Annotated in this window: 12 protein-coding genes; 5 read left to right on the forward strand and 7 right to left on the reverse strand. The window is 64.0% G+C overall.

What is annotated here, in order from left to right; all coding sequences use genetic code 11:
* Nucleotides 1-17: 17 nt before the first annotated feature.
* Together AKL29_RS33680 and AKL29_RS33685 are read left to right on the forward strand one after the other, a co-directional pair.
* Nucleotides 18-575 carry a sigma-70 family RNA polymerase sigma factor gene (locus AKL29_RS33680; RefSeq protein WP_018270594.1) on the forward strand — a complete coding sequence of 186 codons (558 nt, stop codon included), beginning with the start codon at nucleotides 18-20 and terminating at the stop codon, nucleotides 573-575.
* Entirely contained in the window at nucleotides 572-1,342 is a 771-nt protein-coding gene (locus tag AKL29_RS33685; RefSeq protein WP_028331707.1) for an anti-sigma factor family protein, read from the forward strand. The genes AKL29_RS33680 and AKL29_RS33685 overlap by 4 nt, the downstream gene beginning before the upstream one ends.
* Before the next feature lie 101 nt (nucleotides 1,343-1,443).
* Here AKL29_RS33685 and hpnO read toward each other — a convergent pair whose 3' ends face one another.
* Nucleotides 1,444-2,835: an aminobacteriohopanetriol synthase HpnO gene (hpnO, locus tag AKL29_RS33690; protein WP_050387129.1), complete on the reverse strand. Its 1,392-nt coding sequence runs from the start codon at nucleotides 2,833-2,835 to the stop codon at nucleotides 1,444-1,446.
* A gap of 102 nt (nucleotides 2,836-2,937) precedes the next feature.
* Here hpnO and AKL29_RS33695 point away from each other — a divergent pair, with 102 nt between their 5' ends.
* On the forward strand, nucleotides 2,938-3,567 hold the full coding sequence (locus tag AKL29_RS33695) for a DUF2147 domain-containing protein (protein ID WP_050387130.1): 630 nt from the start codon (nucleotides 2,938-2,940) through the stop codon (nucleotides 3,565-3,567).
* 87 nt (nucleotides 3,568-3,654) lie between these two features.
* Here the strand turns inward: AKL29_RS33695 and hpnN are convergent, their stop codons facing one another.
* Nucleotides 3,655-6,267, reverse strand: coding sequence for a hopanoid transporter HpnN (hpnN, locus tag AKL29_RS33700; RefSeq protein WP_028331710.1), 2,613 nt, complete (start codon nucleotides 6,265-6,267; stop codon nucleotides 3,655-3,657).
* 450 nt (nucleotides 6,268-6,717) lie between these two features.
* On the opposite strand from hpnN, the gene ispH reads away from it, so the two are divergent.
* Both ispH and hpnH read left to right on the forward strand, forming a co-directional pair.
* Entirely contained in the window at nucleotides 6,718-7,644 is a 927-nt protein-coding gene (gene ispH / locus AKL29_RS33705; protein ID WP_028331711.1) for a 4-hydroxy-3-methylbut-2-enyl diphosphate reductase, read from the forward strand.
* A 44-nt stretch (nucleotides 7,645-7,688) separates the two neighbouring features.
* On the forward strand, nucleotides 7,689-8,849 hold the full coding sequence (gene hpnH, locus AKL29_RS33710; RefSeq protein WP_028331712.1) for an adenosyl-hopene transferase HpnH: 1,161 nt from the start codon (nucleotides 7,689-7,691) through the stop codon (nucleotides 8,847-8,849).
* Between the two features lie 67 nt (nucleotides 8,850-8,916).
* Here the strand turns inward: hpnH and AKL29_RS33715 are convergent, their stop codons facing one another.
* The 5 genes from AKL29_RS33715 to AKL29_RS33730 are packed head-to-tail and all read right to left on the reverse strand — an operon-like array spanning nucleotide 8,917 to nucleotide 12,997.
* Nucleotides 8,917-9,819, reverse strand: a complete 903-nt coding sequence (locus AKL29_RS33715; RefSeq protein WP_050387131.1) for a Rossmann-like and DUF2520 domain-containing protein — start codon at nucleotides 9,817-9,819, stop codon at nucleotides 8,917-8,919.
* Nucleotides 9,816-10,658 (reverse strand): class II aldolase/adducin family protein, encoded by an 843-nt coding sequence (locus AKL29_RS33720; RefSeq protein ID WP_050387132.1) that lies wholly within the window; start codon nucleotides 10,656-10,658, stop codon nucleotides 9,816-9,818. Before AKL29_RS33720 ends, AKL29_RS33715 begins: the two co-directional genes overlap by 4 nt.
* 11 nt (nucleotides 10,659-10,669) lie before the next feature.
* Entirely contained in the window at nucleotides 10,670-11,170 is a 501-nt protein-coding gene (locus AKL29_RS46385; RefSeq protein ID WP_202814568.1) for an acyl-CoA dehydrogenase family protein, read from the reverse strand.
* Complete coding sequence (locus tag AKL29_RS33725; RefSeq protein ID WP_202814569.1) at nucleotides 11,127-12,356, reverse strand: acyl-CoA dehydrogenase family protein; 1,230 nt, start codon at nucleotides 12,354-12,356, stop codon at nucleotides 11,127-11,129. The genes AKL29_RS46385 and AKL29_RS33725 overlap by 44 nt, the downstream gene beginning before the upstream one ends.
* The gene (locus tag AKL29_RS33730) at nucleotides 12,353-12,997 is read right to left on the reverse strand and encodes a TetR/AcrR family transcriptional regulator (RefSeq protein WP_050387133.1); all 645 of its coding nucleotides are present in this window, start codon (nucleotides 12,995-12,997) and stop codon (nucleotides 12,353-12,355) included. Before AKL29_RS33730 ends, AKL29_RS33725 begins: the two co-directional genes overlap by 4 nt.
* Nucleotides 12,998-13,024: the final 27 nt, after the last annotated feature.

Below are 13,024 nucleotides of genomic sequence, written 5' to 3' on the forward strand. Positions count from 1 at the left end.
ATGCCGGGCAGGACACGATGGTTGTCAACGCGTCGCAAGACGATCCCGAAAAGGCGCGACGCTTCCGCGAGGCCGCGCTGCCGTATCTTGACGATGCCTATACGCTGGCCCGCTATCTGCTGCGCGATGCCGCCGACGCCGAGGATGCGGTGCAGGAATGCTATCTGCGCGCCTACAAGCATTTCGACAGCTACCGCGGACCTGCGATGAAGCCGTGGCTGTTCGCGATCCTGCGCAATGTCTGCCGGGCCGAATATGCAAGGCGCAAGACCGCCCCGACCGCGGTCGAGGAGTTGCCCGAAGGCGGCGAGCAGACCCCGCTGTGGAATGAAGCCCCGGAGACCCCGGAAAAGCAGCTGCTGCGCCGCTTCGACGGCGAGACCGTGCGCAAGCTGGTCGCGGCGCTTGCCGAGCCGTTCCGCGAGACCTTCGTGCTCAGGGAAATCCAGAATCTTTCATACCGCGAGATCGCCGATGTCGCCGCCGTGCCGGTCGGCACCGTGATGTCCCGCCTCGCGCGCGCCCGCGCCATGCTGCGATCGGCCTGGCTTGCGGAACAGGAGCAAGCGAAATGACCTGCGAGGAAGCCGAAGTGCTGATCCACGCGCTGATCGACGGCGAACTCGACGCCGGCCATGCGCGCGAAGTTGAGGCCCATGTCGAGGGGTGCGCACATTGCGCCGCGCTCATGAAGGAGTATCAGGAGATCCGCCAGGCGATCGCCGAGAGCGATTTGCGCTACAAGGCGCCGCTCGAGCTGCGCCGCAAGATCGAGAAGTCACTGCCGCAACCACAAGCGCAGGCGGCGCCGACCCGGCGCTCGGTGCTGCGCGGCTTTGCGCTGGGCTCCGCGGTGTCGGCGATGGCAGCGACCGGCCTTGTCGCGATCGTGCTGCGCAACGATGACGAGCAGCGCATCGAGAACGAGGTGGTGTCGGCGCATCTGCGTTCGCTGCAGGCCGGCCACCTCACCGACGTGATCTCGACGGATCAGCACACGGTCAAGCCCTGGTTCAACGGCAAGCTCGACGTCTCGCCGCCGGTGATCGATCTCACCGCGCAGGGCTTCACGCTGATCGGTGGCCGGCTCGACTACGTCAACGCCCGCGAGATCGGCGCCGTGGTCTACAAGCGGCGCCAGCACGTCATCAACCTGTTCGTGGCGCAGACCGCGAACACCGAACGCAAGACGGCGAAGATCTCGACACTGCAGGGCTTCAATATCCGCCGCTGGAGCGACCGCGGCCTGAATTACTGGGCAGTCAGCGATCTCGGCGCCGACGAACTGAGCGAGTTCGGCGACAAGTTCGAGGGCGCGATGCGCGCGAACAAGGAGGGGTGAGTCTTGTAGCCCGGATGGAGCGCAGCGTAATCCGGGGACGGTCTTACCCGCTTTGAGAACCCCGGATTTCGCTGCGCTCCATCCGGGCTACATCGTGAGGCCTACGCCGACTTGCGCACCGCGTTGTCGACCAGCGTCTTGCCGAGCGACCAGATCGCGCCGGGCACCTTGTGGCTGCCGGCGATCACGTCGTCGAACGACTTCTCGATCCAGGTGCAGTCCGCTTCGGTGATCATGAGCGGCGGCAGTAACTTGATGGTGTGGAGGCCGTGGCCGGCGACCTGGGTCAGGATCTTGTGATCCTTGAACAGCGGCACCGTGATCAGCTGGCAGAACAGGCCCTTGTTGGCGGTCTCCAGCAGATTCCACGACGCCTTGAGCCGCAGCGATTTCGGCGGACCGAACTCGACGCCGATCATCAGGCCCTTGCCGCGCACTTCCTTCATCAGTTCATAGCCGGGCACCATGCGCGTCAGCGCAAGACGGAGCTCGGCGCCGCGCTTGGCGGCGTTCTCGACGAGCTTCTCGGCCTTGATGACGTCGAGCGTGGCGATGCCGGCGGCCATCGCCAGATCGTTCTTGGCGAAGGTCGAGCCGTGCACGACCGCGCGGTCCATCTGGTTGAAGATCTTGTCGAAGATGTTCTTGCGCGTCAGCAGCGCGCCGATCGGCACGTGACCGCCGGACAGCGCCTTCGCCAGCAGCACCATGTCGGGCTCGATGCCCCAATGCTCGATCGCGAGGAATTTCCCGGTGCGGCCGATGCCGGTCTGGATCTCGTCGGCGATGAACAGCGTGCCGTATTTACGGCACAGCGCCAGCGCGCCGGGCAGGAACTCGTCGGTGGGCATGTTGACGCCCTTGCCCTGGATCGGCTCGACGATGAACGCGCCGACCTGGCGCGACGACAGCGCCTTCTCCAGCGCCTCGAGATCGTTGAACGGAATCGGGGTGCAGCCCGGCAGCAGCGGCTCGAATCCGCCGCGGAAATTCGAATCGTCCGTCAGCGACAGCGCACCGTAGGACAGGCCGTGGAACGAATGCCCGCAATAGACGATACCGGGGCGGCCGGTCGCGCCGCGCGCGAACTTGATCGCGGCTTCGACGGTTTCGGCGCCGGAATTGGCGAAAAACACCTTGTCCAGATATGGAACATGTTCCAGAAGCCGTTCCGCGAGCACGCCGGCGAGCGTCGAGACATCGAGCTGCACGAGATTGGGCAGATCGGCGTCGAGCACGCTCTTCAGCGCCTGGCGCAGGGCCGGATGATTGCGGCCAATCGCAAAAACGCCAAATCCGCTCAATAGATCAAGGTAACGAGCCCCCTGACGATCGAAGAGGTATTGGCCTTGCCCCTTCTGGAAGCCGACGTCGTAGCCGATGGTCTTGAGAACGCGAACGAGCTGCTCGTTGAGGTGACGCGTGTGCATGGCACCGCGCTGCCCCTCGCGCTCCACAAAAATCTCGGAAACGTCTAAATTGGAACTTACCATTCGTCACATACGTCGGTTGATGGCCATCTCGTCAACTTAAAACGCTCGCTAGCGGCGTTTTGCCCCCCGCTCGGATCGTCCAGTTAAGCACAGGTTTGGACCATGTTGCACTGCCCAAGAACTTTCGCGCGTACAATAGCCTTTTCAGGTTTATTTTTGGCCACCGTATTATCACCGGCACTTGCAGCGGACCCGACCGGCGACTGGAAGGTCGCTGACGGTGTCGCCACCATCCGCGTCGCCCAGTGTAATGGCAACATGTGGGGTGCGGTGTCTTGGGAAAAAACCCCGGGCGGCAAGGATAAGAACAATCCTGATCCTGCGAAGCAGAGCAGGCCGACGCTCGGCATGCCGATCCTGATCGACATGAAGAAGAAGGCCGGCGCCGATGCGTGGGAAGGTCAGGTCTACAACGCCAAGGACGGCCAGCTCTACAGCTCGACCATCAAGCCCGTCGGCACCGATCAGCTCGAGATCCAGGGCTGCGTGCTCGGCTTCCTGTGCGGCGGCGAGACCTGGACCCGCGTCGGTCCGCCGATCCCGGTGAGCGCCGCCGGCAATCCGGCGACGAAGGGCACCCAGCCCAAGTCGACAGCACCGCAGAAAACCACCGGTGCCGTGGCGCCGGCCACCAAGCCGGCTCAAAAGCAGGTTCCGGGCAACGCCAATGCGCACGCCGACGCCGTGGGCGATATCTGCCTGCTCCCGGACATCGCGCGACCGACGCATTAGCGGAAGTCGGCGGGGAACACCGTCCGCTGACATCGCGGCTCGGCGGCGCATGCCGCCAAGCCGGTTCGAAAGCGAATCGCCAGCGCGTCAGGTGACGTCGTTGGCGATATCCTCCTCCTTGACCTCGCGCGGCTTGCCCATCAGCGCCGGCTGGAACAGCAACACCGCCGCGAGCGTGGTGACGAGCGAGAGCGCCAGCAGCTTGCCCATGCTGGCGGTGCCGGGATGGCTCGACAGCCACAGGCTGCCGAACGCGGTCGCCGTGGTCAGCGCGCTGAAAAAGATCGCGCGTGTCAGGCTCGACTGCAACAGATTCGTCCTGCCCTGCCGCCACGCCGTGACATAGTAGATCTTAAACGCCACGCCGACGCCGAGCAGCAGCGGCAGCGCGACGATATTGGCGAAGTTGAGCGGCAGCCCGATCAAGACGCAGATCTCCAGCGTGACGATGCCAGCGACCAGCAGCGGCACCAGCGTCATCAGCACGTCGACGACGCGGCGCAGCGTGAGCCACAGCAGCAGGCCGATCGTGACCAGCGCCAGGATGCCGGCGTGGATGAACGCCTTCACGATGACGTCGCCCGACTTCAGGATCGAGACCGGCCCGCCGATCGCGGTCGGCTCGGCGGCGAGCACGGCGTCGGCAAAGCGGCGCAGATTGTCGTTGTCGTTCGGATCGCCCTTCGGCTCCACCTCGACACGCATCAGGCCGTCCTTGGTCTTCCAGCTGTTGACGAGTTCCGGCGGCAGATTCTGCAGCGTGACGGTCTGGGCCTGCAGCGTATTGCGGAGCTGATCGAACACGATCTTCATCGGCGCGACGAAGACGTCCTGCGCCTTGTCGCGGGTCGCCTGGTTCGAATCGGCAAGCTTCTGCAGGGCGTCGGCGAGCCGGCGCGCGGCCACCGCGCCCGGCCCCTTGCCGTCGCCCGCGGTTTTGCGCAGGCTGTCGACCGAACTCTTCAGCGACTCGACATTCTCCTGATCCGACGGGGCCGGATCGACCGAATCCGGGTTGAGCGCGGGGCCGAGCGTCTTGGCCGCCTGCGCGATCAGCTTCAGCTTGGCCGGCTGGTCGTCGGGCACGAAGCTGTCGAGCGACATCACGCGCGACACTTCCGGCAGCTTCTCGAGCTTGGCCTCGATCTTCTTGGCGTCGGCTTCCGAGCGCGTCATCACGTTGATGGCGTTGGCGCCGGTGTTCGGATCCTTCCTCAGGTCGAGGAAGGTCGCGATCGATTCCACTTTGGAATTGCGCAGATTGATCGGGTTGAAGTCGAACTTCATGTAATGGAGCAGCGGCAGGCCCGCGACCGTGACCAGCAGCGTGCCGACGATGATCGGAACGCGATGCTTCTCCAGGAACAGATCGAGCGGCGCCAGGAAGGCGTAGCCGACCGGCTCCTTCTCGCCGGGCGGGTTGAGCAGATCGAGCAGCGCCGGCAGCACCGTGATGCTGGTGACGAACGCCACCAGCATGCCGGCGCCGGCGATTTTGCCGAGCTCCGAGATGCCCTTGTAGTCGGTCGGCAGGAAGCAGAGGAACCCGGCGGCGGTCGCCATCGCGGCGAGCGACAGCGGCACCGCGGAGCGGCGCGCCGCGTTTTCCAGCGCCAGCGTCAGATTGTCGTTCTTGAACCGCTCGGAGCGGTAGCGAACGCTGAACTGGATACCGAAGTCGACCCCGAGGCCGATGAACAGCACGGCGAAGGCGATCGAGAGCAGGTTCAGCGAGCCGACCATCATCAGGCCGACCGCCGTGGTGATGGCAAGCCCGATGAACAGGTTCACGAACACGGCGAAGATGATCTTGCCGGAATGCAGCGCCATCCAGAGGATGACCAGCACGATCACAACGGTGCCGATGCCGTTGGTGATCGCGCCGTCCTGCACGGTGGCGTATTCCTCGTTGGCGATCGGCACGGGTCCGGTCAGGCGAACGCGCGCGTGATATTCGGTCGGGAATTTCAGATCGGCCGCGGCCTGGCGGATCGCATCGGTCGCGGCCTTGCCCGGCTCCAGCGCCGAATAGTCGATGATCGGCTTGATCTCGATGAAGGCACGCTTGTCCGAATCGGTCAGCGGCTTGTCGCTGGTGAGCTCGCGCCACGAGAAGGTCGCGTTGCCCTTGGCGAGGACGGTCTCGACCGTCTCGGAGATCAGGTTGAAGGGCGGCGCGGCATTGTCGAGCTTGACCTGCCCGCGCTTGACGCCGGCAAGGCCTGTCTCGAGCGCGCCGGTCAGGCCGCGTATCGAGGGATCGCCGGCCATGATCTCGATCAACGGTGCGGCCGATTCGAGCTGGCCCGCGACCTTGCCGACTTCTTCGGTCGGCAGAAACAAGAGGCCGTTCTTCTCGAAGAATTCGCCGGAGCCGAGCGCGGTGATCGCCTCGAAGTTCTTCTTGTCGGCCTGCAGCTTCGCGGTGAGTGCCTTCGCGGCCGAGCTGGTCAGCTCCGGCGTCGCAGCCTCGACCACCGCCAGGATCAACCGCTCGCGATCAAACGCTTCCTCGAACTGGTTGTCGCGCTTGCGCCAATCGAGATCCGGCGAGATCAGCTTGTTGATGTCGGTGTTGATCGAGAAGTTGCGGGCCGTGTAGAAGCCGGCGCCGATCGACAACAGGACAGAGATGATCACGACCGGAAGGGCAAAACGCGTACAGGTTCTAACAACGGAGACGACAATATTTGTCAGCACTTCGTTTCTTTCTAATCTCGGGGAAGCATGGCCGAAAACGCCCGCTCTGTAGCGGAGTTCCCGGGACCGATCTAATGTTGTTTTGGTTGTCTTCCTCGACGGGACGGCGAGGAGGTTCCAAACCACAGGAACGGCCACGAATGGCCGGTATAAACCGCATCAGTGGGCGATAAAGTGACGAACAAGTGAGGGAGACGGACGGTCGCAGGCGTCGAAACCCATACCACGTTACCTCTACTGCCCCTCGTCCGTGACCACGCCCCCATCGAACCGCTACCTTTTTGCCACAAATCGCTGTATTTCCATGCGCTTGGGGCGCAGATCCCGTCCAGGAACTGTGATGGCTCGGACATTGCAACTGACGTTGCGACGTCCGACCTGTGGAGTGCGTTGCCGAAAAGGCCGCAGGGCATTGAACGAGATTGGTGCAATTTGCGTAACGGACGTCCGATGGAAGTGTTTCTTGCTCAGCCGCGCGGCTTTTGCGCGGGCGTTGTGCGCGCGATCGAGATCGTCGAACGCGCGCTCGAGAAGTATGGGCCCCCGGTCTATGTCCGCCACGAGATCGTGCATAACAAACACGTCGTCGAGAGCCTGAAGAAGAAGGGCGCGATCTTCGTCGAAGACCTCTCGGAAGTGCCGGCCAAGGCGGTGACCGTCTTCAGTGCCCATGGCGTTGCCAGGAGCGTCGAGGAGGAGGCGGAAGCCCGCGACCTGCCGGTGCTCAATGCCACCTGCCCGCTCGTCACCAAGGTCCACAACCAAGGCAAGCGCTATATCTCGAAGGGCCGCACCCTGATCCTGATCGGGCACGCCGGCCATCCCGAGGTCGAGGGAACCATGGGCCAGGTTCCGGGGCCGGTTCTGCTGGTCCAGAGCGTCCAGGATGTGGCGGAACTGAGGCTGCCGAGCGATGCGCCGGTCGCCTACATCACCCAGACCACCCTGTCCGTGGACGACACCAGGGACATTATCGCGGCTCTTCAGTCAAAATTTACAGATATTCAAGGCCCGGATATCAGGGATATCTGCTATGCGACACAGAACCGCCAATCTGCGGTAAGGGACCTGAGCAAACTGGTTGACGTCATTTTGGTGGTGGGGGCCGCCAACAGTTCCAACTCGAACAGGCTTCGTGAAATCGGCACCGAGGTCGGCGTCGCGAGTTACCTCATTGCCGATGGGAGCGAACTCAATCCGGATTGGCTCAAGGATGCGAAGGCCGTCGGCATTACCGCGGGCGCTTCTGCGCCCGAAGTTTTGGTCGACGATGTGATCGAGGCTCTGCGGCGGATCGGACCGGTATCGGTCTCGGTCGTTCCGGGCCGAGAAGAGAATATCGAATTCCGGCTGCCAGCCGAACTGACCGCGGGCTGATCTGAACCCACATCCCTTTGATAAGTGCAGAAAGAAATCGTCTAATGGCTATACCGTTCTTCAAGGAAATGCGTATCGGCGGTTATCTGATCAAGCAGAAACTGCTTGGCCGCAAACGCTATCCGCTCGTGCTGATGCTGGAACCCTTGTTTCGTTGCAACCTCGCCTGCGTCGGCTGCGGCAAGATCGACTATCCCGATGCGATCCTCAATCGCCGCATGACGGCGCAGGAATGCTGGGATGCCGCCGATGAGTGCGGCGCGCCGATGGTGGCGATCCCCGGCGGCGAGCCGCTGATCCACAAGGAGATCGGCGAGATCGTGCGCGGCCTCGTGGCGCGTAAGAAGTTCGTCTCGCTGTGCACCAATGCGCTGCTGCTCGAGAAGAAGCTCGACCTGTTCGAGCCGTCGCCCTATTTGTTCTTCTCGGTGCATCTCGACGGCCTGAAGGATCATCACGACAAGGCGGTGTCGCAGAAGGGCGTGTTCGATCGCGCCGTCTCGGCGATCAAGGCGGCGAAGGCGCGCGGCTTCACGGTCAACGTCAATGCCACCATCTTCGACGGTCACCCGGCCGAGGAGATCGCCAAGTTCCTCGATTTCACCACCGAGCTCGGCGTCGGCGTCTCGATGTCGCCGGGCTACGCCTATGAGCGTGCGCCCGACCAGGAGCACTTCCTCAACCGCACCAAGACCAAGAAGCTGTTCCGCGACGTCTTTGCGCTCGGCAAGGGCAAGAAGTGGAATTTCATGCATTCCGGCCTATTCCTCGACTTCCTCGCCGGCAACCAGGAATACGAGTGCACGCCCTGGGGCATGCCGGCGCGCAACATCTTCGGCTGGCAGAAGCCCTGCTATCTGCTCGGTGAAGGCTACGCCAAGACCTTCAAGGAGCTGATGGACACCACCGACTGGGACACCTACGGCACCGGCAAGTACGAGAAGTGCGCCGACTGTATGGCCCATTGCGGCTACGAGCCGACCGCGGCGACCGCTGCGATCAACAATCCGCTCAAGGCGATGTGGGTCGCGCTGCGTGGCATCAGGACATCAGGCCCGATGGCGCCCGAGATCGACATGTCGAAGCAGCGTCCGGCGCAGTACATCTTCGCCGAGCAGGTGCAGAAGAAGCTCTCGGAGATCCGCCGCGACGAGGCAGCGGCCGCCGCCGCCAAGCAGCAAGCGAAGGCCTCGACCGCCGCCTAAAGCTCGATGTGAGCGAAAGCAGAAACATGAAAGCCCCGGTTCAGCGAACCGGGGCTTTTTTCCTGGATCAGGATGCCGCCTGCTTTTCCAATCTCGTGCGCAGAAGCAATTTCTCGATCTCGGCGGCGCGCGGCGCGCTGAGTGTGCCACGCTCGATCCCGAGCGGGACATTGCGCAGGGCGAGCTCGCGATACAGCGCGCCGGAGGGAGGAAAGCGCTCATCCAGCGCCCGGAGGTGCTTGAGGATCGTTCCGACGTCGCCGCGCGCCACGCAGCCGCCCATGCCGTTGGCGAGGCCACCGTCGAGAACAGCCGCGACAGTCCCGCGCAGCAGCGGCATCATCGCGCGCAACGCGTCGGCCTCGCTGGCGCCAAAGCTCTTCCAGAGCTCGACGCCTTCCTTGAGCAGCGCGATCAGGAACGGACCGACGTAATATGCCGACGCATGATAGAGCGCCCGCGCACCGGCCGGCAGCGCCAGCGGTTCACACCCGATGCGGGTCGCAAGCAATTCCAGGTCGCGCCTGAAGTCGCCCTCTGCCTCGATGCCGACGGTGCATCCGCGCAACCCCTCGAGCGCGACGTCGGGATTGGCGAACATCTGCATTGGATGAAATCCGCCGGTCGCGGCGCCTGCGGATTTGGCCTGAGCGAGCGCGGCCAGTTCAGTCGCGCCGCTGCAATGAACCACGCGGTGACGCGGCTCCCAGCACAAGTCGTGGCAGACCGGCAGGATCGCGTCATCGCTCACGGTGAGGAAAACCATGTCGCAGCTGTCGACGACCTGCTGCGCGTCCGTCATCGGCCTTGCCGACGGGATGCGGGATCCGAGCCGCTGCGCGGCATCGGCACCGCGGTTGTAGAACGCCGCGACATTCAGCCCCGCGCGGGCGAACGCCGGCGCGAGCGTTTGCGCCACGCGGCCGGCGCCGATGAAGCCGATCCGCAACGCCGCGAACGCCGTGCTCATTGCGCGTAGCTTCCGTCGATGCGGTCGAGCCTGCGCCGCAGCGCCGGCCATTCCAGCAGACCGTACCCGGCCTGCAGATTTTGCGCCGCTTCATTCAGCACCGGATTGGTGTCGCGCTCATTGTCCAGTGTGATCTCGGTGCCGGCAAAGCAGGTCACCGTGTTGCCGATCGCCATCTCGGTCGGCACATGCAGCGGCTGGCCGCAGCCGAGCGCGTCGACCTGGATCCGGCAGGCCTGCTCCAGCCAGTAGATCGCATTGAACGCCTGCGGAATTGTGTTGCCGCAAACCAGCAGGCCATGATTGCGCAACACCAGCACGTTGTTGCGGCCGAGATCCGCGACGACCCGGTCGCATTCGTCCCGATCGATCGCCGGCCCCTCGAAATCGTGATAGCCGATCCGACCGTGAAACCGCATCGCCGTCTGCGACAGCGGCAGCAGCCCCTCGGCAAGCGTGCTGACGGCGGTGCCTGCCCTGGTGTGGGTATGCAGGACGCACTTCACGTCAGGTCGCGCGCGATGGATCGGGGCGTGCAGATAGAAGCCGGCCACGTTGACGTTGTAGCCATGGTCGGGCTGCAGCAGGGCGCGGCCCTCGATGTCGATCTTGACAAGGCTCGACGCGGTGATTTCCTCGTACAGCATGCCATAGGGATTGATCAGATACTGATCGTGATGGCCCGGGACCTGTGCACTGATGTGGTTGTAGATCAGGTCGGTCATTCCGTAGAGCGCCACCAAGCGGTAGCACGCCGCAAGATCGACGCGGGTTGCCCACTCCTGTTCTCCCACGACGGCCCGGATATCGTTGACGGCACAAACTTCGATCTGACGCATAACTTGGCCCCTCAGTGACGGATGACGGAGGCGCGCTCGACGATACGGCTGAGGTCTTCCGACGATGGAAGCCCGCCGAATACCTGTATCCCGTCCGCGCCAAGCCTGGATCTCACGAACAGACCGGCGGCAGCGGCGTCGCCATGCCTCAGCATCTCGGCGGCCTGCAGCGCATGTGCCATGCGGGTGACGAGCGCTCTCGCGTGCCCGTCGTCCGGATATCGTGCACGCAAGCGATCGGCGAGATCGTCCGTGCTTCGGTCATAGACCGGATTGAGGCCCCTGCTCGCACGCAACTCGTCAACGAATGCGTCCCGGCAATTCGCATCGCGTTGCATGGCGCGCAAAACGTCCATGCACATCATGTTCGAGGTGCCTTCCCAGATCGAGTTCAATGGCGCCTCGCGATAGAGCCGGGCCATCGGATTCTCCATGATGAAGCCGTTGCCGCCATGCACCTGCAGGCATTCATAGGTGAAGGCCGGCGCGCGCTGGCAGTTCCAGAACTTCATCACGGGTGTCGCGACCCGCCAGCAATCGCTCGTGTTCGCTTGTCTGCAGGCCGTCGGTTGCACGCGCGACCCGAAACGCGCCTAGCATCGCCGCCTCGCTCTCGAGCGCGAGGTCGGCGAGCACGTTGCGCTGCATCGGAAGCTCGGACATCGGCTTGCCGAAGGCGGTTCGGGTTTGCGCGTGGTTGAGGGCGAGGCTCAGCGCCTGGCGCATCAACCCCGCGGAGCCGACCGCGAAATCGAGCCGCGTCAGATGGGCATGCGAAAGGATTTCCGAGATGCCACGGCCCTCTTCGCCAACCAGGATCGACCACGTATCGTGGTACTCGATCTCGCTCGATGCGTTCGAGCGGTTGCCGCATTTGTCCTTCAGGCGCTGTATGTAGATACGGTTGGCGCTACCGTCCGGCAGCAGGCGCGGCACGAACAGGCAACTGACGCCGGACTGGGTGCGTGCCAGCGTGTAGAAACCATCGGCCACCGGCACCGAGAAGAACCATTTGTGGCCGGTGATCGCATAGATCTCGCCATGCGCGCCGCGCTCGACGAAGCGCGCGGTGGTCTGGGTCTCGCGCAGATCGGAGCCGCCCTGCTTTTCGGTCATGGCGTAACCGATGACCGCGGCGCGCTTGGCCTCGATCGGAAGCCGCCGCGGATCGTAGTCCGCCGCCAGCGTTCGCTCCCGCCACAGGTTGAATTGCGGCTTGCCGGAGAACCCGGCGATCGCGGCGTACGCCATTCCCGTGGGGCAGCCGACGCCGTTCTCGATCTGATTCCAGAGATAGCTCAGCGCCGCGCGCGCCAGATGGCCGTGTGGTTCGCGCGTCGACCAAGCGAGGCTATGCACCTCGCTCCGGAACGCCAGCGCCATCAATTGATGCCAGGCCGGATGAAATTCGACCCAATCATTGCGGTTGCCATACCGGTCATGGGTCAGGAGCTTCGGCTCGTGCTCGTTGGCCAGCCGTGCCGCCTCCTGCACGGATTCGCTGCCGGCATGGGCTCCGAGCGCGGAAAGCTTGTCTTTCGCCCACGGCGCGATCGTGGCGATCAGGCCACTCAACGCGCGGTCGTCGTCGAATGCATTGAAGCCGCGCGCGGGCCACGCCTGATTGCGCACGTCATGGGTCGCAAACCGAGCGGCTTTCGCTTCAGCGACGGCAACCGGCCGGGCGCTCGCGTTCATGCGGAGACTCTCGATACAGGGGTGAGTTCAGGCGTCGCGTGGCGAAACAGCATGCGCGCGGAAAGCCCCGCGATCGATTGCGCGATCGCCTTCGCCGCGTCGGAATCAGGGGCCGCTTCGGGCGCAAGGGGACCAACCAGCGCCTCCATGAAGGCGCCGGTCACGCAGGATGCCGCGACGTTCGCGTCAATCTCGACGAACTCGCCGCCGGCGATGCCGCGCCGGACCAGCCTTGCGATCTGATCGGCCAGGGCCGCCCGGTATTTCAGGCGCGCCGCGTCGATCTCGGGTTCACAGGGCTCGGCGATCAACGCGTAGGCCAGGCGGCGGCCGCGCATCGCCCGGACCGAGAAGGTGTAGATCGCATCCACCAGACATTGGGACACCGAGCCTTCCGCCTCGACGATCGCGGCGACCACGGCCACCTCGCGCTCAGACACCAGGCCGAGCACCTGCGCGTACAGGTCCGCCTTGGAGTCGAAGTAGCGATACACGCTGCCGGTGGCCACACCGGCCCGTGAGGCGATCAGGGCGATCTGGGCGTCCTTCCAGCCACTCAGCGCCACGGCCTCCCTGGCGGCATCGAGAATGCGCGCTTTGGTTTCGACCAGCTGGTTGAGACGAACCGCAGCAATTGCCATAGTGAACCTTAGTTCATGAATAAAGGA

It is taken from the genome of Bradyrhizobium pachyrhizi, assembly GCF_001189245.1.
In the GTDB taxonomy this organism is placed as follows: domain Bacteria; phylum Pseudomonadota; class Alphaproteobacteria; order Rhizobiales; family Xanthobacteraceae; genus Bradyrhizobium; species Bradyrhizobium pachyrhizi.

Bases quoted from the DNA above. Each gene is read 5' to 3' on its own strand.
- AKL29_RS33680 (WP_018270594.1), top strand. From the start codon at position 18: ATGGTTGTCAACGCGTCGCAAGACGATCCCGAAAAGGCGCGACGCTTC.
- AKL29_RS33685 (WP_028331707.1), top strand. From the start codon at position 572: ATGACCTGCGAGGAAGCCGAAGTGCTGATCCACGCGCTGATCGACGGC.
- hpnO (WP_050387129.1), bottom strand. From the start codon at position 2,835: ATGGTAAGTTCCAATTTAGACGTTTCCGAGATTTTTGTGGAGCGCGAG.
- AKL29_RS33695 (WP_050387130.1), top strand. From the start codon at position 2,938: ATGTTGCACTGCCCAAGAACTTTCGCGCGTACAATAGCCTTTTCAGGT.
- ispH (WP_028331711.1), top strand. From the start codon at position 6,718: ATGGAAGTGTTTCTTGCTCAGCCGCGCGGCTTTTGCGCGGGCGTTGTG.
- hpnH (WP_028331712.1), top strand. From the start codon at position 7,689: ATGGCTATACCGTTCTTCAAGGAAATGCGTATCGGCGGTTATCTGATC.
- AKL29_RS33715 (WP_050387131.1), bottom strand. From the start codon at position 9,819: ATGAGCACGGCGTTCGCGGCGTTGCGGATCGGCTTCATCGGCGCCGGC.
- AKL29_RS33720 (WP_050387132.1), bottom strand. From the start codon at position 10,658: ATGCGTCAGATCGAAGTTTGTGCCGTCAACGATATCCGGGCCGTCGTG.
- AKL29_RS46385 (WP_202814568.1), bottom strand. From the start codon at position 11,170: ATGAAGTTCTGGAACTGCCAGCGCGCGCCGGCCTTCACCTATGAATGC.
- AKL29_RS33725 (WP_202814569.1), bottom strand. From the start codon at position 12,356: ATGAACGCGAGCGCCCGGCCGGTTGCCGTCGCTGAAGCGAAAGCCGCT.
- AKL29_RS33730 (WP_050387133.1), bottom strand. From the start codon at position 12,997: ATGGCAATTGCTGCGGTTCGTCTCAACCAGCTGGTCGAAACCAAAGCG.